Source organism: Parvibaculum sp. MBR-TMA-1.3b-4.2 (assembly GCF_053628815.1).
Map to the genome: position 1 here is coordinate 1,161,712 of NZ_JBRJHC010000001.1, position 20,479 is coordinate 1,182,190.

18 protein-coding genes and 1 riboswitch are annotated in these 20,479 nt (G+C 64.1%); of the genes, 5 read left to right on the plus strand and 13 right to left on the minus strand.

The genetic code is table 11. The annotated features are described in order from the left end of the window. Positions 1–142 precede the first annotated feature (142 nt). On the plus strand, positions 143–943 hold the full coding sequence (locus ACSSVQ_RS05700; protein WP_454181371.1) for a dienelactone hydrolase family protein: 801 nt from the start codon (positions 143–145) through the stop codon (positions 941–943). A gap of 15 nt (positions 944–958) precedes the next feature. Here ACSSVQ_RS05700 and ACSSVQ_RS05705 read toward each other — a convergent pair whose 3' ends face one another. The 7 genes from ACSSVQ_RS05705 to ACSSVQ_RS05735 all read right to left on the minus strand — a co-directional run bounded on the left by ACSSVQ_RS05705 (position 959) and on the right by ACSSVQ_RS05735 (position 8,598). Beyond that, the gene (locus ACSSVQ_RS05705; protein WP_454181373.1) at positions 959–1,513 is read right to left on the minus strand and encodes a nucleotidyltransferase family protein; all 555 of its coding nucleotides are present in this window, start codon (positions 1,511–1,513) and stop codon (positions 959–961) included. Further along, on the minus strand, positions 1,513–2,745 hold the full coding sequence (locus ACSSVQ_RS05710) for a serine hydrolase domain-containing protein (RefSeq protein ID WP_454181375.1): 1,233 nt from the start codon (positions 2,743–2,745) through the stop codon (positions 1,513–1,515). Before ACSSVQ_RS05710 ends, ACSSVQ_RS05705 begins: the two co-directional genes overlap by 1 nt. Before the next feature lie 119 nt (positions 2,746–2,864). Further along, positions 2,865–4,436, minus strand: a complete 1,572-nt coding sequence (gene gcvPB, locus ACSSVQ_RS05715; protein ID WP_454184655.1) for an aminomethyl-transferring glycine dehydrogenase subunit GcvPB — start codon at positions 4,434–4,436, stop codon at positions 2,865–2,867. A gap of 8 nt (positions 4,437–4,444) precedes the next feature. Next, the gene (gcvPA, locus tag ACSSVQ_RS05720) at positions 4,445–5,803 is read right to left on the minus strand and encodes an aminomethyl-transferring glycine dehydrogenase subunit GcvPA (protein ID WP_454181377.1); all 1,359 of its coding nucleotides are present in this window, start codon (positions 5,801–5,803) and stop codon (positions 4,445–4,447) included. 59 nt (positions 5,804–5,862) lie between these two features. Then, positions 5,863–6,240: a glycine cleavage system protein GcvH gene (gene gcvH / locus ACSSVQ_RS05725; protein ID WP_293328355.1), complete on the minus strand. Its 378-nt coding sequence runs from the start codon at positions 6,238–6,240 to the stop codon at positions 5,863–5,865. A 68-nt stretch (positions 6,241–6,308) separates the two neighbouring features. Continuing rightward, positions 6,309–7,466 carry a glycine cleavage system aminomethyltransferase GcvT gene (gene gcvT / locus ACSSVQ_RS05730; RefSeq protein ID WP_454181379.1) on the minus strand — a complete coding sequence of 386 codons (1,158 nt, stop codon included), beginning with the start codon at positions 7,464–7,466 and terminating at the stop codon, positions 6,309–6,311. 210 nt (positions 7,467–7,676) lie between these two features. Beyond that, a riboswitch (glycine riboswitch) is annotated at positions 7,677–7,774 on the minus strand. A gap of 200 nt (positions 7,775–7,974) precedes the next feature. After that, positions 7,975–8,598, minus strand: a complete 624-nt coding sequence (locus ACSSVQ_RS05735; protein ID WP_454181380.1) for a hypothetical protein — start codon at positions 8,596–8,598, stop codon at positions 7,975–7,977. Between the two features lie 366 nt (positions 8,599–8,964). Between ACSSVQ_RS05735 and ispH the strand changes: the two genes are divergently transcribed. Genes ispH through rnhA form a run of 3 tightly spaced genes read left to right on the plus strand, consistent with a single transcriptional unit; the run spans position 8,965 to position 11,349 of the window. Further along, a complete protein-coding gene (gene ispH, locus ACSSVQ_RS05740) occupies positions 8,965–9,924 on the plus strand; it encodes a 4-hydroxy-3-methylbut-2-enyl diphosphate reductase (RefSeq protein ID WP_454181382.1) in 960 nt (319 codons plus the stop codon). Between the two features lie 11 nt (positions 9,925–9,935). Next, positions 9,936–10,901, plus strand: coding sequence for a homoserine kinase (thrB, locus tag ACSSVQ_RS05745; protein ID WP_454181384.1), 966 nt, complete (start codon positions 9,936–9,938; stop codon positions 10,899–10,901). A gap of 7 nt (positions 10,902–10,908) precedes the next feature. Further along, a complete protein-coding gene (gene rnhA, locus ACSSVQ_RS05750; RefSeq protein ID WP_454181386.1) occupies positions 10,909–11,349 on the plus strand; it encodes a ribonuclease HI in 441 nt (146 codons plus the stop codon). A 112-nt stretch (positions 11,350–11,461) separates the two neighbouring features. Here the strand turns inward: rnhA and ACSSVQ_RS05755 are convergent, their stop codons facing one another. Together ACSSVQ_RS05755 and ACSSVQ_RS05760 are read right to left on the minus strand one after the other, a co-directional pair. After that, on the minus strand, positions 11,462–11,947 hold the full coding sequence (locus ACSSVQ_RS05755) for a redoxin family protein (RefSeq protein ID WP_454181388.1): 486 nt from the start codon (positions 11,945–11,947) through the stop codon (positions 11,462–11,464). Positions 11,948–11,957: 10 nt separating this feature from the next. Then, a complete protein-coding gene (locus ACSSVQ_RS05760) occupies positions 11,958–13,037 on the minus strand; it encodes a protein-disulfide reductase DsbD domain-containing protein (protein ID WP_454181390.1) in 1,080 nt (359 codons plus the stop codon). A 198-nt stretch (positions 13,038–13,235) separates the two neighbouring features. Between ACSSVQ_RS05760 and ACSSVQ_RS05765 the strand changes: the two genes are divergently transcribed. After that, positions 13,236–13,847 (plus strand): YqgE/AlgH family protein, encoded by a 612-nt coding sequence (locus ACSSVQ_RS05765; protein WP_454181391.1) that lies wholly within the window; start codon positions 13,236–13,238, stop codon positions 13,845–13,847. 124 nt (positions 13,848–13,971) lie between these two features. Here the strand turns inward: ACSSVQ_RS05765 and ACSSVQ_RS05770 are convergent, their stop codons facing one another. From ACSSVQ_RS05770 to thrC, 4 genes are all read right to left on the minus strand, one after another. After that, a complete protein-coding gene (locus tag ACSSVQ_RS05770) occupies positions 13,972–17,004 on the minus strand; it encodes an EAL domain-containing protein (RefSeq protein WP_454181393.1) in 3,033 nt (1,010 codons plus the stop codon). A gap of 124 nt (positions 17,005–17,128) precedes the next feature. After that, the gene (locus tag ACSSVQ_RS05775) at positions 17,129–17,716 is read right to left on the minus strand and encodes a GNAT family N-acetyltransferase (RefSeq protein WP_454181395.1); all 588 of its coding nucleotides are present in this window, start codon (positions 17,714–17,716) and stop codon (positions 17,129–17,131) included. Between the two features lie 60 nt (positions 17,717–17,776). Further along, positions 17,777–19,051 carry a M16 family metallopeptidase gene (locus tag ACSSVQ_RS05780; protein WP_454181397.1) on the minus strand — a complete coding sequence of 425 codons (1,275 nt, stop codon included), beginning with the start codon at positions 19,049–19,051 and terminating at the stop codon, positions 17,777–17,779. Further along, complete coding sequence (gene thrC, locus ACSSVQ_RS05785; RefSeq protein WP_454181399.1) at positions 19,051–20,454, minus strand: threonine synthase; 1,404 nt, start codon at positions 20,452–20,454, stop codon at positions 19,051–19,053. The genes ACSSVQ_RS05780 and thrC overlap by 1 nt, the downstream gene beginning before the upstream one ends. Positions 20,455–20,479 lie beyond the last annotated feature (25 nt).

Below are 20,479 nucleotides of genomic sequence, written 5' to 3' on the forward strand. Positions count from 1 at the left end.
CGACATCCAGACATCGGAAGCCCCGCCCTCGGAAACGAGCGGTGGGGTTTCTTTTTGGTGCCCCTCCCACCCCTCCCCCTCATGCCTTCCATCCCCCGACGCGACGGGGCAGGATAAGACTTCACATCGGGGAGAGGGGCGCATGCTGTCCGACTATCAGAAGACCGAGTTCACCCATGAGGGCGTAACCAAACCCGTCTATGCGCGGGGGATGGGCCCCGCCGTCATCGTCATGCATGAAATTCCCGGCATCACGCCGGAAGTCGTCCGCTTCGCCGATTGGGTCGTCGATGCCGGATTTCGCGTCTATATGCCGGAGCTTCTGGGCGAGGCGGGCCGGCCCGTTTCGCGCGGCTATGTGCTCCGCTCCATGGCCAAGCTTTGCATCAGCCGGGAGTTCCACATTCTCGCCTCGCACAGCTCGAGCCCCGTCACCGACTGGCTGCGCGCGCTGGCCCGCAACGCGCATGAGGAAGCCGGCGGCAAGGGCGTCGGCGCGATCGGCATGTGCTTTTCCGGCAATTTCGCCCTCTCCATGATGATGGAACCCTCGCTGATGGCGCCGGTGCTGTCGCAACCCTCCATGCCCTTCCCGCTCGGCGCGGCGCGAAAGGCGGCGCTGCATGTCTCGCCGCAGGAATGGCAATGCGTGAAGGATCGCTGCGCGCCCATCGAGGAAGGCGGACGGGGCGACAAAATCCTGGGCCTGCGCTTCAAGGGCGACCGGCTGAGCCCGCCGGAGAAGTTCGAGACGCTGCGCCGCGAACTCGGCGATGCGTTCGAGGGCATCGAGCTCGACGACAGCACCGCCAATCCCGATTCCCTCGCGCCCCAGCCGCACAGCGTGGTGACGAACGACCTCATCGACCGCGACGGCGAACCGACAAAGGAAGCGGCCAGGCGCGTGATCTCGTTCTTTCAGGAGAGACTTCTCTCTGCCTGACCCCATACCTAGGTGTCATCCCTCCACCAACAGCACTTCCGGCCACTTCTCTTTCCACCTCGCCGCCTTGCGCGCCAGTTCTTCCGCATCGAAATTCGCGACCGGGTTGGGACGGATCACCATGTCTTCAACGTCGCCGAATCCCTTTGGCGCGTAGATCTCGCCGCTTGCGGAAATCCCCACCATGCAGGCCGGCGCGAGGAAGCGGTCGATCCCGTCCGTTGCTTTCGTGAGCGGCGGATAGGGCCTGCCGAATTTTTCCTCATACCAGAGATGCACGCGCGCCTGATTGCGGATTTCCATTTCCACGCCGAGGTCGGCGAACACTTCTTGCCCACGCCGGATCGCACGGTCCTCCGCCTCCCATGAGGTGTCGGGATCGAAATAGAAGATGTCGTAATCCTTGATGCCATAGCCCGGCGCACGGCCCGTCAGCGCGTTCCACACGGTCTGAAACAGGCAGCCCGACACGAGCCAGCTATCGGCGACCCCCAGGTCAGGCAACAGGGACAGGACGGCGCGGTTCGCCTCATTGGTCAGCGCCAGCTCGGTAAACCGCGTCGCGTCCATCAATTCCCCGCCGGCGTGGCCGCTGCGATCGCCTCGAAAAGCGCGATGGTCTCGTCCTCGCGGAAGCTCGTCTCGTCATTGGTCTGGCCGTACTCGCTATTGGCCGATGTCTTGACGATGACGAGACCATGCGCCGGGTCGACATAGATGAACTGGTTGTAGATGCCGACCGCCGCATAAGGACCGTCCGCCTTGCGCGGCAGCCACCACAGATAGCCATAGCCCCATACGGTGTCGGAAATATCCTGCTTGCCGGGCATGAGCTGCGGCGCGTCCGGCGTATGCGATGCCGTCACCCAGTCCGCGGGCACGATCTGCGTTCCGTTCCACTTACCCTTGTTCAGATAGAGAAGACCGAAACGCGCATAGTCGCGCAGCGTGACGTTCACCCCGCCCGCGGCGAGCTCCATGCCGGTATCGTCCAGCACCCAATAGCCGTCATGCTCGGCGCCGATCTTCGACCAGATCTTTTCTTCCAGATATTCGCTCGGGCTCTCGCCTGTCGCGCGCAGCAGGACGAGGCCCAGCATCTGCGCATCGAGGCTGTTATAGAGGTTCACCTTGCCCGGCTCGGTCGCGCGGCCCAGCGTCTTGGCGAAATCGACCATGGAACTGCCAAAGGCGAGCGCCCGGCCGAAACGCGAAATGTCGGAGTCCGGATCGCTGTAATCCTCGTTCCAGGCGACGCCCGACGACATTTCCAGCGCATTGCGGATCGTCACGCCGTCATAGCTCGTGCCTTTCAGCTCCGGCGCATATGTGACGAGCTGGTCGTTCACGCTCGCGATCTTGCCCTCCTCGATGGCAATGCCGATCAGCGCGGAGATGAAGGATTTGCCGACGGACCATGAAATCCAGCGCGTGTCCCGCGTGTTGCCACGCCAGTAGTTTTCATAAGTTACCCGGCCATCCTTCACGACCAGAAGGCCGGTCGTGTCGGTGTCGTCGAGGAAACCCTGCGTATCGCGGCTCTCGCCGTCATAGGCATAGGTCGCGGGCAGGTCGATCTCATCGCCCTTGGGAAGAGCGGAGACGGGCCCCTGGCGATGGAACACGCGGACCGGGAAATAGGCATCCATATTCCGGAAGCGCTCGACCTGCTCCTCACCGGAAAACATGCTGGCGACGAAGCGCGCCCGCTGGATGTCCGGCCATTTCCACACGCCGACCGCCGCGACTGCCGCTATGGCGGCGACACCGGCGCCTATGGCGATCTTCCATCCCATCTTCATATTTTCCCCCCCGGTTTTTCCGTTTCTTGCGGACTTCAGTCTAAACAAAAACCGCCGGCACAGAGCCGGCGGTTTTCATTTCGAGTGCCGTTTTATCCGGCGGCTTTTTTGCCGTCGCCTCAGTCGGCGGCTTGCGCCGGCATTTCGGGCTGCCAGCGCAGGATGGGCTTTCTTGCCGCCGCCGTTTCGTCCAACCGGCCGCGCGGGGCGAAATGCGGAGCGCCGGTGAAGCGCTCCTTGTCGTTCGAGCCGGTCGCCGCCACGAGATCGCGCAGCGTGGCGATGAAGAGGTCGATGCCCTGCTTCGATTCCGTTTCCGTCGGCTCGATCAAAAGCGCACCATGCACGACCAGCGGGAAATACATGGTCATGGGGTGGTAGCCCTCGTCGATCATCGCCTTGGCGAAGTCGAGCGTTTCGACGCCCGTGCCCTTCAGGAAGCGGTCGTCGAACAGCGCCTCATGCATGCACGGCCCTTCATAGGGTGCGCTCATCACATCCTTGAGCGAGGCCAGCACATAGTTGGCGTTGAGCACGGAATCTTCCGCCACCTGACGAAGCCCGTCGGAACCATGGCTCATCATATAGGCGAGCGCGCGGACGAACATGCCCATCTGACCGTGGAAGGCGGTCATACGGCCGAACGGCGTGGTGCCGTCGGCTTTCGCCTCGTCTTCGGTTTCGATGAGGTCGTAAACGCCGTCCTTCTGCACCACGTAAGGCAGCGGCACGAAGGGGGCGAGCGCCTCGGAGAAGACCACGGGGCCTGCGCCCGGTCCGCCGCCGCCATGCGGCGTGGAGAAGGTCTTGTGCAGGTTGATATGCATCGCATCGACGCCGAGATCGCCGGGCCGCACACGGCCCACGATCGCGTTGAAGTTCGCGCCGTCGCAATAGAAATAGGCACCCGCCTCATGCACGGCCTTGGCGATCTCGATGATGTCGCGCTCGAACAACCCGCATGTGTTCGGGTTGGTCAGCATGATCGCGGCAACATCCGGCCCGAGCTTTTCGCGCAGCGCTTCGAGATCGACGCGGCCATTGCCGTCGCCATTGATCGTATCGACCTTGTAGCCGAGCAGCGCGGCGGTCGCCGGGTTCGTGCCATGCGCCGATTCCGGCACCAGCACGCGGCGGCGCTGTTCGCCCTCGCCCTTCGCCTCGATGGCGGCGCGAATGGCCATCATGCCGCACAGCTCGCCATGCGCGCCCGCCTTGGGCGACATGGCGACGGCGGGAAGGCCCGTCAGCGTCTTCAGCCAGTGGGCCAGCGTGTCGATGAGTTCCATCGCGCCCTGCACCGTCTGTTCCGGCTGCAAGGGATGCACGTCGCCGAAGCCCGGCAGCCGCGCCATCTTTTCGTTGATGCGCGGATTGTGCTTCATCGTGCAGGAGCCCAGCGGATAGAGCCCGGCATCGATGGAATAATTCTTCGACGACAGCCGCACGAAATGGCGCACCACTTCCGGCTCCGACAGACCCGGCAGGCCGATGCGGTCCTTGCGCTCCAACTTGCCGAGCTTCGGCTGGTAGCCTTCCGGCTCGTCGAAATCGACGCCGCAGGCGCCGGGCGTGTCGCGTTCGAAGATCAGCGGCTCTTCGAGTTCGAGCCCCTTGTTCCCCGTGAAGGTCGTGCGTTCCGCACCGGCGCCGCTTTCCGCGAAACTTGTCGGACGGCCCTGCTTGTTCATTCCGGACATTAGAGCACCTCCTTCATCGTCTCGGCAAGCGCTTGTGCATAGGCGTCGCGATCCGCATCGGTGTTGATTTCAGTCGAGGCGACGACCAGCAGTTTTTCAACCGATGGATCGCCATGGATGAGGCGCGAGGCGGGTACGCCGCCCAGCACGCCCTTGTCGGCCAGCGCGTCCACCACCTTTTTGGCGGGGGCCTGAAGCCTCAGCGTGAACTCGTTGAAGAACGCCTCGTTCAGCACGTCCACGCCGTCGATGGCGTCGAGCTTTTCGGCGAGCTTCACCGCATTCGCATGGTTGATGCGCGCCAGCCGCGTATAGCCCTCTTCGCCCAGCAGCGAGAGATGGATCGTGAAGGCCAGGCAGCACAGGCCCGAATTCGTGCAGATGTTCGAGGTCGCCTTCTCGCGGCGGATATGCTGCTCGCGTGTCGACAGCGTCAGCACGAAGCCGCGCTTGCCGTCGCTGTCCAGCGTCTCGCCGCAAAGCCGGCCCGGCATCTGGCGCAGATATTTCTGTTTCGTCGCAAAGAGGCCGACATAGGGCCCTCCGAAATTGAGGCCGTTGCCCAGCGACTGCCCCTCGCCCACCACGATGTCGGCGCCCATATCGCCGGGCGGCGTCACGAGGCCGAGCGAGACGATTTCCGGCACCACCGCGACCAGCAGCGCGCCCTTGGCGTGGGCGGCTTCGGCAATCGGCGTCAGATCCGCCAGCTCGCCGAAGAAGCCCGGCGTCTGCACGACGACGCAGCTCGTTTCATCGGTGATGCGCGAGATGATGTCTTCCGCCGCGCCGGGCAGCACGGGCGGCATGGTTTCCAGCGCGAAGTCGGCAAACTCCGCCAGATTGTGCACCACGCCCGCATATTGCGGATGCAGCGTCCCGGAGAGCACGGCCTTCTTGCGCTTGGTCACGCGGTTGGCCATCAGCACCGCTTCGCCGCAGGCCGTCGAGCCGTCATACATGGAGGCGTTGGCCACTTCCATGCCGGTCAGCATCGCGACCTGGGTCTGGAATTCGAAGAGATATTGCAGCGTGCCTTGCGTCACTTCCGGCTGGTAGGGCGTGTAGGAGGTGAGGAACTCGGAACGCTGGATCAGGTGATCCACCGAGGCGGGCACATGATGGCGATAGGCGCCCGCGCCCACGAAGAAGGGCACGTCTCCCGCAGCGACGTTTTTCGCCGCCATTTTGGAAAGGGCGCGTTCGACTTCCAGTTCGCCTTGCCGTTTCGGCAGGTCCACCAGTCCGTCGCGGCGCGCCGCTTCCGGCACGTCGCGGAACAGCTCATCGACGCTTTTCGCGCCGATGACGCCCAGCATCTCCTGTCGGTCGGTATCTGTCAGCGGAAGGTAACGCATAACTTGATGCCCTTTAATTTGCACTACTGCCCTTGTCGGGACGTGGACTGAACGACGCCTCAGTCAAGCCCGTCGCAGAATTCCTTGTAGGCCGCTTCGTCCATCAGCTTGTCGAGTTCCGACGTATCGGACAGCTTCAGCTTCACGAACCAGCCATTGCCCATCGCGTCTTCATTGACGCCGCCGGGCTCGTCTTCCAGTGCGCCGTTCACTTCGACAACTTCGCCGGAGACGGGCGCATAGACTTCGCTCGCAGCCTTCACCGATTCCACCACCGCGGCTTCGTCGCCCGCGGCCAGTGTCTTGCCGGTTTCCGGCAGCTCGACGAACACCACGTCGCCAAGCTGTTCCTGCGCATAGTTGGAAATGCCGATGGTGGCCACGTCGCCTTCGACGCGAACCCATTCATGCTGATCGGTAAAACGAATATCGCTCATGGGGATCCCCTGATTATCCTCTTGCTTCGCGAGCGCCGGCCCTGCAGTGCCGGCAATCGTCCGTGAACTTACTTTCCGCGGTAGAACCGCTTTTCGACGAACGGCATCTTCGCCACGCGGGCGGGCCGCGCCTTGCCGCGCACCACAAGCTGCAACGGCGTGCCATCCTTGGCGAAATCGGTTTTCACATAACCCATCGCAATCGGGCCGCCCACGCTGGGGCCGTAGCCGCCGCTGGTGACGACGCCGATCTTGTTGCCATCCATATCGGTGATGTCGGTGCCCTCGCGCGCAGGCGCCTTGCCTTCGGGCAGGATGCCGACGCGCTTGCGCGACACGCCGTTTGTAATCTGACCGAGCACGATCTCCGCGCCGGGGAATTCGTCTTCCGCGCGGCGGCGTTTGGAAATCGTCCAGGTCAGCGCGCCCTCGATGGGCGTCGTGTCCTCGTCGAGGTCGTGGCCGTAGAGGCAGAGCCCGGCTTCCAGGCGCAGCGAGTCGCGCGCGCCAAGGCCGATGGGCTTCACCCGCTCATCCGACAGGAGCTTGCGCGTCAGCGCTTCGACCTTGTCGGCGGGCACGGAAATTTCAAAGCCGTCCTCGCCGGTATAGCCCGAACGGCTGACGAGGCAGGCGGCGCCGTCGATATCGGTTTCGTTCACCGTCATGAACGCCTGGTCGGCGGTTTGCGGCGCCAGCTCCGCCATGGCGGCGGCCGCTTTCGGGCCCTGAAGGGCGATGAGCGCGCGATCGGCCAGCACGCTCAGCGTCACGCCGGCGGGCATGTTCGCCGCGATATGCGCGAAATCGGCGTCCTTGCAGGCCGCGTTGACGACGAGGAAGAGCTTGCCGTCATTTTCCGCGCCGGCCATGCGGGTGATCATCAGATCGTCGCGAATGCCGCCCTTCTCGTTCAGCAGCAGCGTGTAGCGCGTCGAGCCGGGTTCCAGCACCAGCACGTCGCCCGGCACCAGCTTTTCCATGGCGCGCGCGACCGTCTCGTGATCGGGACCGGTCAGAAAGGCCTGCCCCATATGCGACACGTCGAACAGCCCCGCGGCCTGGCGCGTATGCAGATGCTCGGTCAGCACCCCGTCCTTGTACTGGACGGGCATGTCATAACCGGCAAAGGGCACCATCTTGGCGCCCAGTTCCACATGGAGCTCATGGAGCGGGGTTTTCTTCAGGGGCGCCTCAGCGCCGGTATCGGCTATTGCTTCCGACATATTCAGGGCTCCGTCTCTCCGTTTCGCGTCCACCACCCTTACGGGCTCTCGTGGAATCGGGGTGGTAGCACGCCTGCACTCGCGTGCCTGGCAGCGCCCCACTCTGTCGCGGAACCTGAGAGATTTCGCGGAGCCGCCCTCATAAGGTGGCCGCCGCTTACGCCCTTCGGTGAGACAGGCCGCTTATGGCCTGTCTGCTTTCCAGAGTTTCATCCTTCTGCGGTCCTCGTTGCCTGAGAGTTTCCGGGGCGGTTGCTCCTTCGGCGCCGAGGGTAAAACACACCCTCGAACTCTCCCGCAGAGATCATCTGTATGCAGGGGGATATTTGTCCGAAATCGCCGGAGAGTCAATCCGCGAACTCGAAAAATGCATAAGTTTCAGTGGGTTAGTGAGGAAATAACGATATAAAAATACCTTTATTTCAATGACTTAGCCGAATTTCCCGGGATCACGAAAAAAGCCCCGGCGGAACCGGAGCTTTTCGCTTCTAGCCGGTTCTCCCGCGACTCACCGGATGGGAACCGGCGCGACCCGGCGATTATACGCCAGCTGGTCCTGGGAAAGCTGAAAACCGACAAGGATGTAATAGATCCGTCCATCGGCGCCCTTGCCATAGGGCACCACATTGCCTTCCAGCATCTTGGTGAAGCGCACCTTGGTCTCGCCGGGGGCGAAGGTGACGGGCAGCGTCATCGTCTGCTTCTTCACCAGCTTGCCGAAGCGGCGCGTCACCGCCATGAAAACCGGCAGGTTCTGCGTCCGCGAGGTCGCGCCCGGGCCAAGCTCGGCCACGCCGTCAAAGGCAATGTCGAAGGTGATGGTGGAGTCGGACAGGTTGTATTCACACTGGGTCACCACCTTGTTCAGTTCGGCCCGCACCGCCACGTCGGTAATGTCCTGGCCGTTGCCGTTGAAGGCGGTGATGCGGTCGGCCTGGTCCAGCACGCCGACATTCGGGCAGGGATAGGCGGCCGACCCGCCCTCTTCCGTGCTGCCGCCAAAGCCCAGCATGCTGCCGATGCCGGAGGTCGCGTACCCGTCATCGTCGGTGCTGCAGCCGGCGACGAGAAGCGTGACGGACAGGGCTGCTGCGAGAGCGGCCGTGCGGCGCAAGACGTTGGAAAACGGCATGAGGTCCTTACCCGAGTTGGTATTTAAGTGAAATCCCGATTGAGCGGCGGCCTTGTTCCGGGGCGGAACGAAAGCCATATCCCTGACGATGCAGGCTCGAGCGGCAAGGCGTAAGCCCCGGGCGCGGCCTTTCTTGACTTTGGCTGCCCGCCCCCCTCTATTACCGCGAACAAGGCCTTTCGTCCTTGCTTTTCAGAGGCTTGGGCGAGGCCGGCGAGGTGCTTGAGGCCGAGGGCCGCAGCGCCGAAACTCTATCGGGTTGCATGCGCCATCACAAGCTGTTGAGCCCATCGAAAGCGCCCCTTACAGCGCATGGTACAGCGCACACGCAGTGAGGCCCCCTTCGAGGCCGATCGGACGGACGAGATGAACGCCAAACCCGAGCTGACCCTGCTTCTGGCAAGCCCGCGCGGCTTCTGCGCCGGGGTGGATCGCGCCATCCAGATCGTCGAACTGGCGCTGACGAAATTCGGCCCGCCCGTCTATGTCCGCCACGAGATCGTGCATAACCGCTATGTGGTGGAATCGCTCGAGGCCAAGGGCGCCGTCTTCGTGGAAGAGCTGAACGAGGTGCCCGAAGGCGCGAAGGTCATCTTCTCCGCCCATGGCGTGCCGAAATCGGTGCCGGCGGAAGCGCAGTCGCGCGAACTCTTCTATCTGGACGCCACCTGCCCGCTCGTCTCCAAGGTCCATGTGGAAGCGGAACGCCATCACAATGCCGGATTGCAGGTTCTGCTGATCGGTCATGCGGGCCATCCGGAAGTGATCGGCACCATGGGCCAGTTGCCGGACGGCGCCGTCACGCTGATCGAGACGGTGGCCGATGCCGAGGCGATTGCGCCCGCCGACCCATCGAAGCTTGCCTATATCACCCAGACCACGCTGTCGGTGGACGACACCTCGGCCATCGTCGCCGCGCTGCGCCGCCGCTTCCCCGACATTACGGGGCCGCACAAGGAAGACATCTGCTACGCGACCACCAACCGGCAGGACGCGGTGAAGGAGATCGCGCCGCGTTCGGATGCGCTGCTCGTCATCGGCGCACCCAATTCGTCGAACTCCATGCGCCTTGTGGAAGTCGCCGAGCGGGTGGGCTGTCCCTATGCGGCGCTGGTGCAGCGCGCGGAAGACATCGACTGGGCCGCGCTCCGGCCCGTCCTGAAGGATGGCGGCACGATCGGCCTGACGGCAGGCGCCAGTGCGCCGGAAGTGCTGGTCGAGGAAGTGATCGACGCCTTTCGCCAGCATTATGACGTCAAGGTCGAGACGGCTCTCATTCGCGACGAAGCGGTGCAGTTCAAGCTGCCGCGCGTCCTGGCAGAATAGGCGGCGCGCGGATGGCGGTTTACACGGAAGTCGGCGACGAGGAGCTGCGCGCCTTTCTGAAGGATTACGAGATCGGCGACGTGCTCTCGCTCAAGGGCATCGCGGAAGGCGTGGAGAATTCCAACTTCCTGCTCCATACCGACAAGGGCAGCTACATCCTGACGCTTTACGAAAAGCGCGTCGCGGAAAAAGACCTGCCCTTCTTTCTCGGCCTGATGAACCATCTCTCGTCGAACGGGCTTCGCTGCCCCACGCCGATCGCCAACCGCGAGGGGCGTATGCAGGGAGAGCTGGCCGGCCGTCCCGCCGCCATCATCAGTTTTCTCGAAGGCATCTCGGTCAAGCGGCCGCTGGCGCGCCATTGCATGGAAGTGGGCGCGGCGCTGGCGCGGCTTCATCTGGCGGGCGCCGATTTCGAGATCGCCCGTCCCAATGCGTTGAGCGTGGACGCGTGGCGCCCCCTCTTCGCCTCCTGCCGCGAGGGCATTGCGGCCTTCTCTGCCGGCCTCGACATAGAGATCGAGGCGGAACTCGACGCGCTGGAAAAAGGCTGGCCGACGGCGCTGCCGCATGGCGTCATTCACGCCGACCTCTTTCCCGACAATGTCTTCTTTATCGGCGACAAGCTGTCCGGGCTGATCGACTTCTATTTCGCCTGCAACGATAGCTTCGCCTACGACCTCGCCATCTGCCTCAATGCCTGGTGCTTCGAGGCAGACGGGTCGTTCAACGTCACCAAGGCGCGGGCCCTGTTACAGGCCTATCGCCAGACGCGCCCGATGGAGAAGGCAGAAATCGAGGCGCTGCCGCTTCTCGCACAGGGCAGCGCCATGCGCTTCCTGCTGACGCGGCTTTACGACTGGATCAACCATCCGCCCGGCGCCTTCGTGCAGCCCAAGAACCCGACCGAGTATCTGCGCCGCCTGCGTTTCCACCGCGATATCGGCTCGCCCGCGGCCTACGGAATCGACGTATAAGAGCGGCATGAAAGACAATATCGACATCTATACGGATGGCGCCTGCTCGGGAAATCCGGGACCGGGCGGCTGGGGCGCGCTGATGATCTGGCGCGACGAGGAAAAAGAACTCTGCGGCGGCGAAACCGCGACCACCAATAACCGCATGGAACTGATGGGCGCCATTCAGGCGCTGGAGGCGCTGAAACGCCCGTCCAAGGTGGCGCTCCATACCGACAGCACCTATGTGCGCGACGGCATCACCAAATGGATCCACAACTGGAAGCGCAATGGCTGGAAGACCGCCGCCAAGAAGCCGGTGAAGAATGCCGAGCTGTGGCAGCGCCTCGAAGCCGCGCTTGAGCGCCACGATGTGGAGTTCCACTGGGTGAAAGGCCATTCCGGCCACCCGGAAAACGAACGCGCCGACGAACTCGCGCGTCAGGGCATGGCGCCCTATCAGGGGTAGTCCCTTCACCGTCATGGCCCGGCTTGTCCGGGCCATCCACGTCTTTTCTTTACCGCCAAGACGTGGATGCCCCGCATAAAGCGGGGCATGACGTCTCAACAGAAAAGCTCTCCTAAATCTCCGCGAGCAGATGCTCCGCGCCGGAGACTTTCGCCTCGCCGGGGTTCGGCTCCTGGTTCAGCGATTTCACCACGCCGTCTTCCACCAGCATGGAATAGCGCAGGCTGCGCGTGCCCATGCCGAAGCCGGAGCCGTCGAAGTCGAGGCCCATCGCCTTGGTCAGGTCGCCATTGCCGTCGCCCAGCATGGTCACCTTGCCGTCCGCGCCCTGCTGCTGCCCCCAGGCGCCCATGACGAAGGCATCGTTCACCGACAGGCAGACGATCTCGTCCACGCCCTTCGCCTTGAATTCATCCGCCTTCTGAATGAATCCCGGCAGGTGCTGGTTGGAGCAGGTCGGCGTGAAGGCGCCGGGCAGTGCGAAAACCGCAACCTTGCGGCCCTTGAACAACTCGCTCGTCTTGATCGGGGCCGGGCCCTTGTCCGTGAGCTTCATCAGCGTCGCCTCGGGAATTGTGTCGCCAACCTTGATCGTCATGATCGCCTCCTCATTGTCCGGCTTCAGTGCCGGGTTTCGGTTTCGTGGCGGCCTCGCCGCCGGGTACGGTAAACTCGGTTTCATACCCGCCCCGGCCGTCCGCGCGCGCCAGGGTGAGCGTCAATGTCTTGCCGTCGAGCGACTTGCCCTTGTCGATCCGGACGGGAACCGCATAGCGGATCGACTTTGCGTCGCGCGTCACGTCGGGCACACCGAACCATGCATAATATGGCCCCTCCACCGCAAGCATGGGCAGGTCGTCCGGCGTTTCCTTCAATGTCACGTCCAGCGTGCCCTTGCCGTCTTTCGTCCGCAGCGCGGCGCTCACCCGTCCGGGAATTTTGGGGGCTAGCGGCACGCGCGCCAGCGCCGCGCGAATGTCCTGCGCATATTCCGTGTCGGACGCGGGCGTAGACCCCTCACCCGTTTTCTCTCCGCTTTTCCGGGCGCTTTCCCCGGCGGCAGGCACCGTCAGTTCCAGCGTCACGTCATGCGGCACGCAGATCTGCGAACAGACGGCATAGAAAAGCTCAAGATGCAGCGTGACCGGCTTTGCCGCCTCACGCGGCATGACCAGCACCGGCCAGATGACTTTCGTGTCATAGCCATAGGTCACGTCCCCGGGATTGTCGAAGCGGCGCGGCGCGGGCCAGCGAACATGCGCATAATCGATATTGTCCGACTTCGACCAGCCGAACACCGGCGCGGAGCCGCTGTCGCCGGGTTTGCGCCAATAGGTATGCCAGCCCGGATCGATTTCCATTTCCACACCGGCAAGGAACGGCCGATCGTCATGCGCGGTTTTGGCGAGAACGAGGCGCACCCTTGCGCCCAGTTCCTCCGCCCAGGGCGTGACGGGCCGAAATGGGACAGCTTCGGTATTCGCCGTTTTTTCCGAAAGGGTTGGAGAGGCCGCGGCGGGCGCCGCACAGGCCAGCGACAGCGCGCCCGCGCAAAGCGCGGCGCGAAACAGGCAATTCAGTTTTCCGGTCAGTTTTCCGGACAGCCTGTCGCGCTGTTTGCTCGTCGGTTCGCCGTTGCTCGGCACCATGTCCAGGCCCTTTCCTTCGTCCGGCAGAGTGTCGCCCATAATCCGGATGGTTTTCCAGCCGAGTATTTCCTCCGGCTCGAAAAACGGTTTAGGCTTATCTCATTCGGCGCGCCGGGCCTATACACATCTATGTGACGGATGTGAAAGGAAAGAGGAGACCAGCCGGCCGGTGCGCGAAATTGTGCTGCAGGCGCATGCGCGTTACGTCAATCATGCGTTAGCCGGAAAGGGATCGCCATGAACCCGACTTTGCACGGATTGAGCTATCAGCCGGAAGAAGACGGCTATATGGAAGGCAAAATGCTCATCGCCATGCCCTCCATGGAAGACGAACGCTTCGAGCGGACGCTGATCTATATGTGCGTACACAATCCGGAAGGCGCGATGGGGATTGTGGTCAACAAGCCCGCGCCGGACGTCACCTTCCCCGAACTCCTCACACAGCTATCGATCGACGTGCCGCCGCGCAGCATGACGCAGCCCATCGCCTGCCCCGTTCTCGTCGGCGGGCCGGTGGAGGTGGGACGCGGATTCGTTCTGCATACGCAGGATTATTTTTCCGAGGAATCGACCCTGCCCGTCGATGCCGATGTCGGCCTCACGGCGAGTGTGGATATTCTGCGCGCCATGGCGGCGGGCGGCGGTCCCTCGCGCGCGCTGCTCGCGCTCGGCTATGCAGGCTGGGCGCCGGGCCAGCTCGATCAGGAAATCCAGGCCAATGGCTGGCTGCATTGCGAAGCCGATCCGGATCTGATCTTCGGGCTCGACCTCGACACGAAATACACCAGCGCCCTCGGCAAGCTGGGCGTCGACATATCGCTCCTGTCGGGCGCCGCCGGTCACGCGTGAGACTACGCTTCTTCTTTCAAACGTCATGGCCCGGCTTGTCCGGGCCATCCACGTCTTTCTTTTTCTGCCGCCAAAACGTGGATGCCCCGCATAAAGCGGGGCATGACGGCAATGGAATGATCGCTTAACCCCGGTTCCAGTAGCGTGCGATGAAGTCCAGCGCATCCGACGCGCGCATGGGCTGGCCGAAATAGAAGCCCTGCCCGTAGTCGCAACCCATCGCGGCGAGGTCGGCGGCCTGATCCTCGCTCTCGGCCCCTTCCGCCACCACTTCCATGCCCAGGTCATGCGCCAGCGTGACCATCGAGCGGATGATGAGCGGCGTGTCGCGGTCGGCGGACATTTGCGCCACGAAAGAGCGGTCCACCTTCAGCGTGTCGAAGGGGAAGCGCTGCAGATAGCTGAGGCTCGAATAGCCGGTGCCGAAATCGTCCATCGACAGGCCTGCGCCCAGCGCCTTGATGCGCGCAAGCACGTTGGAGGCGTATTCGGGATTTTCCATCACCAGCGATTCGGTGACTTCCAGTTTCAGCGTGCCCGGCGCAATGTCGATCCGGTGCAGCACGCGCTTCACATCGTCGATGAGATCGTGACGCAATAGCTGGCGGCTCGATACGTTGACGCTCGCAAAGAGCGGCCTTTCCATCGGGAAGAGTTTCTGCCAGGTCGCAAGTTCTTCCGATGCCGCGCGCAACGCGAAGCGGCCGATCTCGTTGATGAGGCCGATCTCTTCTGCCAGCGGCACGAATTCCGCCGGGCTCATCAGCCCGTCCTTGGGGTGGTTCCAGCGGATCAGCGCCTCGAAGCCCGCCACCCGTCCGTCGGCGAGCGACATGATGGGCTGGTAATAGATTTCGAGTTCCTTGCGCTCCACCGCGCGGCGCAGATCCGCTTCGAGCTTCAGATGCGTGTCGGCTTCGGCGCGCATACCGGGTTCGAAGAGTTCCACCTTGCCCTTGCCGCCGCGCTTGGCGCGGTACATGGCGATCTCGGCTTCGTTCAGCAGCTCTTCGGGGTTTTCATGCGCGTCCTCGCAAATCGCGATGCCGACGGAGCAGCTCGGGAAGATTTCATGGCCGGCCACGCTGATCGGCTGGCCGAGGAATTCGGAGAGCTGTTCGGCAAAGGTCTGCGCGTCCTCGCGTTCGGTGCGCGTGGTCAGCAGCACGGCATATTCGTCGCCGCCGAAGCGCGCCACCGTATCCTCATGCGTCACGAGGGATTCCAGCCGGCGGGCCAGCGCCACCAGCAGCGCATCGCCGCCGGAGGGACCGATCGAATCGTTCACCGTCTTGAAGCGGTCGAGGTCGATCACGAGAAGCGCCGCGCGCGGACGGTCGATCAGGCCGGTGCGCCGGATCGCGCGTTCCATGCGGTCCATGAAGAGCGCCCGGTTGGGCAGTCCCGTCAGCCCGTCATGCACGCTGTCATGCAGCATGCGTTCCTGCGCATGTTTCGTCGCCGTCACGTCGCGCACCGTGCCGATGCAGCGCGTCGCATAGCCTTCCGGGCCCGCCACGCAGCTTGCCTGCAGCGCCAGCCAGCGGAACGATCCGTCTGAATGGCGCATCCGAAATTCGAGCGTGAAATGCACATTGCCGCGCCCGATATAGGCGTTCAGCGCATTGCGATAGGTCTCACGGTCATTGGGGTGCATATGCGCGCGCCAGTCGAGTTCGTGGCCCGACAGCGCCCCGGCTTCGAGCCCCAGCATGGTCTCGATGGCGGGCGAGACATAGAGCTTGTCGGCCATGATGTCCCAGTCCCACACGCCCATGCGCGCGCCCGTCAGCGCGAAGGCGTGGCGCTGCTCGCTGCGGAGCGAGCCGATATCGGCGCGGCGTCGTCCCCCTTGCGCGTGATAGGCGGCGGCGAAGGCAAAGAGCGCCAGCGCGGAGGTAAAGATGCCGCCGCTCAGCGTCGTGCCGGTAAAGACGCCCGGCATCCAGCCCAGCGCATGAAGCACGGCCACCAGCGCGGCAAGGCCGAAGAGCGCCGTACCCGGCACCAGAAGCTGCGCGGGCCGCACGCCTCTGAGCGCAGCCAGCACGATGAGCGGCGCGCCGCCGAACAGCGCCAGCGCCAGCATGAGCCGCACATAAAGCCCGCCTAGCGCGGGCTCGAACAGCGCCAGCGGGATCGCCGCCAGCACGGCATAGGTCGAGATCCGCGCCACCTGCGCCGCCCTGTCGAAATGCCGTCCGAGATCGAGAAAGAAGCGTTCCAGCGCAAAGAGCGTGGACGCAAACAGCGCATAGGCCGCCACGCTTGCGACACCGGCCCAATAGGCGGAGAGCCCGAGGCCCGCTTCCATGAAGCCGAATTCGGTGAAGAGCAGCAGGAAGCCGGTTGCCAGCACCGCCGCCGTCGCCTGCGCGGCGGGCACGCGGGTCAGCACGGCGAGCGCGGAGAGATAAATGCCGAGCGCGGCCACCACGCCCAGCAGCAGGCCCTCCACCAGCGCCAGCGAGCGCTTGAAACTCTGCCAGGCCTGTTCGTCCCACAGATAGACGCCGGAGGGCGACGGTGCTTCGGCATGCATGGCCAGCGTCACGCTGGTGATGGGATCGACGGCAATGCGGAACACGCTGAAGCCCGGCTGGTTCAGCGCGTCGTCATCTTCCGGCATCTGGCCGCCGGCCACCTGTGCCTCGTCGATCCCTGCGGAAATGCGCGGCCAGAAAAGCCCCGCGACCCCTCTCGGACGGTCATCGGCCACGACGAGCCGCGAGACCTCGTCTTCGCTGCGGTTCCTCAGCGCAATCGCGATCCATTCCCCGGTCGCATCCGCGCTGCCGTCGGACAGCAGGATGGAGCTGTCGCCGGTATCGGTTCCGTCTTCGTTGTCTGCGGCGTCATTTTCGGCCTCCGCTTCGGTCCCGCTCGCTTCATCGGTGGCGGATGGGGCGGAGGATGCGTCGGCTTCCCCCTCGCCCGTGGTCACGATATCGCCGGGGGCGGAGGGTTCTTCCAGCGTCAGCCTGTTGCCGGCCGCCTGATAGCGTTCCAGATAGGGGGTGATGTCGAGCACGGGCCGCAAATCGTCGATGGCGACGGCGTCGAGCGCGTGGGCCTGCTGCGCCACAAGAACCGGCAGCAATAGCGGCGCCAGCAAAATGGCCAGCGACACCGCCGCGCCCGTTGCGCGCCGGCGCATGCCCCTTCCCTGCCGCATCGGCTTCACCGTCCCCTCAGTTTTATGACTCACACGCACCCGCCCGACACATACCATCTTTTCACATCATTTCCGGTCACGGGACTTCCGCCCAGAGGGTTTCCGTTCAGGGGCGCGGGTCGTCGCGAAGCAACGCGAAGACGACATGGTCGCGCCAGGCCCCGTCGATCCTGAGATAGCCCCGCGCATATCCCTCTTCCTGAAAACCGCATTTCCGCAGCACCGCCTTGGAGGGTTCGTTCTCCGGCAGACAGGCCGCCTGTAGCCTGTGCAATTTCAGTTCCTCGAACACGTAAGGGATGAGCGCCCGCACCGCCGCGGTCGTATATCCCCTGCCCGCATGAGGTTCGCCCGCCCAATAACCCAGCGAGCAGCATTGCTGCACCCCCCGCTGGACGCCCGAGATGGTCACGCCCCCGATCAGTTCGCCAGTCTGCTCGCGAAAGATGAAGAAGGGGTAGGCGCGGTCGTCGCGCACATCCTGCGCATAGCGGCGCAGGCGGCGGCGATAGGCATTGCGCGTCAGGTCGTCATGCGGCCAGGTCGGTTCCCAGGGTTTCAGGAAGTCCCGGCTGCGCTCGCGCAGCGTCGACCATTGCGGATAGTCGTCGCTTTCCGGCCCGCGCAGATAGACCCCCTCGCCCGTAATCATGGGCGCGCTATCCGGCCGGGAAATGGATTTCAGAAATGCCATGATGCGACGATCCCCCCGCTAAAACCCCTCTCGGCGCCTGCTTCAGGCGCTGGATTCCCTTCAAGGGGTGAATCTTGCCGCTATATGGTCCCTGCTTTCAAGGCCGCCGCCTTTTCCGCCCAGCGGCCCCACCGCCGCCACGGCGGGCGCGCTGCGCCGCAACAGGCGTTCGGCAAAGCGTCTGAGGGCCGCCGCATCGACCGCTTCGACCTCTGCGATCAGCTCTTCCTCGCCCGGCACGCGGCCATGGATCATGTATTGGCGGGCGATCTGCTCGGCGCGGGAGGAGGAGGATTCGAGGTTCATCAAGAGGCCGGCCTTGATCTGGGCCCGGGCGCGGGCGACCTCCTCCTCGGTGATGTCGGACATGGCGCGCGTCATCTCGCCGGCCAGCACCGGCACCAGTTCGGCCACGTCGTCGGGCGAGGCGCCGGCGTAAAAGCCCAGAAGCCCCGTCTCCGCGAAGGACCAGGCGAAGGAGAAGACCGAATAGCACAGGCCCCGCTTCTCCCGGATTTCCTGGAACAGGCGGGACGACATGCCGCCGCCCATCACGCCGGAGAAAACCTGAGACACATAATAATCCGGGTCGCCATAGGGCACGCCCTCGAAGGCAATGGCGAGATGGGTCTGCTCCAGATCGCGCGCCGTGCGCCGGTCTCCCGGCTCGAAATGCGCTGCCTCCATGCCGCCCGTCTTCTCGCGAGAAAGCGCGTTGAAACGCTCCTGCGCCAGATCGACAAGCTCGGCATGGGAAACCCCGCCCGCGCCCGCCAGCACCATGCCCGGCGCGTGATACCGCTCGGCGAGATAGCCGCGAAGCGCCGCGCCGTCGAAACGCGTCACGCTTTCTTCCGTCCCCAGAATGGGCCGTCCCAGCGCCTGACCGGGGAATGTCGCTTCCAGCAGATGATCGAAAACGAGATCGTCCGGCGTGTCGAGCGCCTGTCCGATTTCCGACAGGATGACGCCGCGCTCGCGCTCGATCTCCTGCGGATCGAAGGTCGAGTTCTGCAATATGTCCGCGAGAAGATCGATCGCAAGCGGCGTATCTTCCGACAGGATGCGCGCGTGATAGGCCGTCGCCTCATGCGTGGTATGCGCGTTCAGATGCCCGCCGACCGTCTCGATTTCCTCGGCGATGTCGAGGGCGGAGCGGCGCTGCGTGCCCTTGAAGGCCATATGCTCCAGCATGTGCGAGATGCCGTTCTGCGCCAGGCTTTCATGCCGCGCGCCCGCATCCACCCAGATGCCGACGGTCGCCGTTTTCAGATGCGGCATCGCATCGGTCAGCACCGTCATGCCGTTGTCGAGTGTGGTGATTTCCACCGCCATCAGGCAGACACCGCTCTTGCTTTATCGCGGATGAAGGCCTGCACCGCGCCGAGATCGTTGGGCAGCGCGTCGAGGCGTTCCTCGCGCTCGAAGAGATCGGCCATGCTTTCGGGCAGCGCGGGGCGAATGCCCGTCGCCTTTTCCACCGCGTCGGGGAACTTCGCCGGATGCGCCGTCGCCAGCGTCACCATGGGCGTGGAAAGCTGCCCGCGCTCGCGCGCTGCCGCGCCGAGGCCGACCGCGCTGTGCGGATCGACCAGCTCGCCGGTCGTCTCCCACATCTCGCGCATGATGCGCGCCGTTTCGTCCTCGTCCACGCGGGCCGCGCCGAAGCTTGCGCGCATGGTTTCGAGCTGCGCCTTGTCCATAGTGAAGGCGCCGGACTGCGCAAGGCTCTGCATCAGGCGGCTCACATCCTCCGCCTTGCGGTCATAGGCGTCGAAGAGCAGCCGTTCGAAATTCGACGAGACCTGAATATCCATGCTGGGCGACATGGTGGGCACGACCTTTTCGACTTCATAGCGCCCCGTGGCGAGCGTGCGCGCCAGGATGTCGTTCACATTGGTGGCGACGATCAGCCGTTCCACCGGCAGGCCCATCTGCTTTGCGGCATAGCCTGCGAAGACGTCGCCGAAATTGCCCGTGGGCACGGAGAAGGCGACCGAGCGCGCCGGCGCGCCCAGCGACACGGCGGCGGTGAAGTAATAGACGATCTGCGCCAGCACGCGGCCCCAGTTGATGGAGTTCACGCCTGCGAGCGAAACCTCGTCGCGGAAGGCATGGTCGTTGAACATCGCCTTCACCAGCGCCTGGCAATCGTCGAAAGAGCCTTCGATGGCGATGTTGTGCACATTGGCGTCCAGCACCGTCGTCATCTGGCGGCGCTGCACGTCAGACACGCGGCCCTTCGGGTGCATGATGAAGATGTCGCTCGTCTCGCGGCCCCGGAAGGCCTCGATCGCCGCCGAACCCGTATCGCCGGAGGTCGCGCCGACAATGGTGATCTTCGATCCGCGCTTCTTCAGCACATGGTCGAACATGCGCGACAGGATCTGCATCGCCACATCCTTGAAGGCGAGCGTCGGCCCGTGGAAAAGCTCCAGCAGCCAGTCGTTCGCGCTCGTCTGGACGAGCGGCGTCACCGCGCGATGACGGAAGGTCGCATAGGCCTCGCGCACCATCTCGGCCAGTTCGTCTTCGGGGATCGCGCCGTCGACATAGGGCGCCATGATGCGGACTGCGGTTTCCTCGTAAGTAAGACCGGCCAGCGCCTCGATCTCGCCGCTGCCAAGGCGCGGCCATTCGGCGGGCACGTAAAGCCCGCCATCGCGCGCAAGGCCCGTCAGCAGCGCATCGTCGAATTCAAGCTCCGGGGCCGTGCCCCGCGTGCTCACATATTTCACCGGCGTCTCCAAGGATTTCGACCGG

Excerpts from the sequence above, each read along its gene's own strand:
- ACSSVQ_RS05765 (WP_454181391.1), top strand. The coding sequence starts at position 13,236 with ATGAACCCGACTTTGCACGGATTGAGCTATCAGCCGGAAGAAGACGGC.
- ACSSVQ_RS05755 (WP_454181388.1), bottom strand. The coding sequence starts at position 11,947 with ATGACGATCAAGGTTGGCGACACAATTCCCGAGGCGACGCTGATGAAG.
- gcvT (WP_454181379.1), bottom strand. The coding sequence starts at position 7,466 with ATGTCGGAAGCAATAGCCGATACCGGCGCTGAGGCGCCCCTGAAGAAA.
- gcvPA (WP_454181377.1), bottom strand. The coding sequence starts at position 5,803 with ATGCGTTACCTTCCGCTGACAGATACCGACCGACAGGAGATGCTGGGC.
- thrB (WP_454181384.1), top strand. The coding sequence starts at position 9,936 with ATGGCGGTTTACACGGAAGTCGGCGACGAGGAGCTGCGCGCCTTTCTG.
- ACSSVQ_RS05760 (WP_454181390.1), bottom strand. The coding sequence starts at position 13,037 with ATGGGCGACACTCTGCCGGACGAAGGAAAGGGCCTGGACATGGTGCCG.
- ACSSVQ_RS05700 (WP_454181371.1), top strand. The coding sequence starts at position 143 with ATGCTGTCCGACTATCAGAAGACCGAGTTCACCCATGAGGGCGTAACC.
- ACSSVQ_RS05780 (WP_454181397.1), bottom strand. The coding sequence starts at position 19,051 with ATGGCGGTGGAAATCACCACACTCGACAACGGCATGACGGTGCTGACC.
- ACSSVQ_RS05710 (WP_454181375.1), bottom strand. The coding sequence starts at position 2,745 with ATGAAGATGGGATGGAAGATCGCCATAGGCGCCGGTGTCGCCGCCATA.
- ACSSVQ_RS05775 (WP_454181395.1), bottom strand. The coding sequence starts at position 17,716 with ATGGCATTTCTGAAATCCATTTCCCGGCCGGATAGCGCGCCCATGATT.
- rnhA (WP_454181386.1), top strand. The coding sequence starts at position 10,909 with ATGAAAGACAATATCGACATCTATACGGATGGCGCCTGCTCGGGAAAT.
- ACSSVQ_RS05770 (WP_454181393.1), bottom strand. The coding sequence starts at position 17,004 with ATGCGCCGGCGCGCAACGGGCGCGGCGGTGTCGCTGGCCATTTTGCTG.
- ACSSVQ_RS05735 (WP_454181380.1), bottom strand. The coding sequence starts at position 8,598 with ATGCCGTTTTCCAACGTCTTGCGCCGCACGGCCGCTCTCGCAGCAGCC.
- gcvH (WP_293328355.1), bottom strand. The coding sequence starts at position 6,240 with ATGAGCGATATTCGTTTTACCGATCAGCATGAATGGGTTCGCGTCGAA.
- ispH (WP_454181382.1), top strand. The coding sequence starts at position 8,965 with ATGAACGCCAAACCCGAGCTGACCCTGCTTCTGGCAAGCCCGCGCGGC.
- ACSSVQ_RS05705 (WP_454181373.1), bottom strand. The coding sequence starts at position 1,513 with ATGGACGCGACGCGGTTTACCGAGCTGGCGCTGACCAATGAGGCGAAC.
- gcvPB (WP_454184655.1), bottom strand. The coding sequence starts at position 4,436 with ATGAACAAGCAGGGCCGTCCGACAAGTTTCGCGGAAAGCGGCGCCGGT.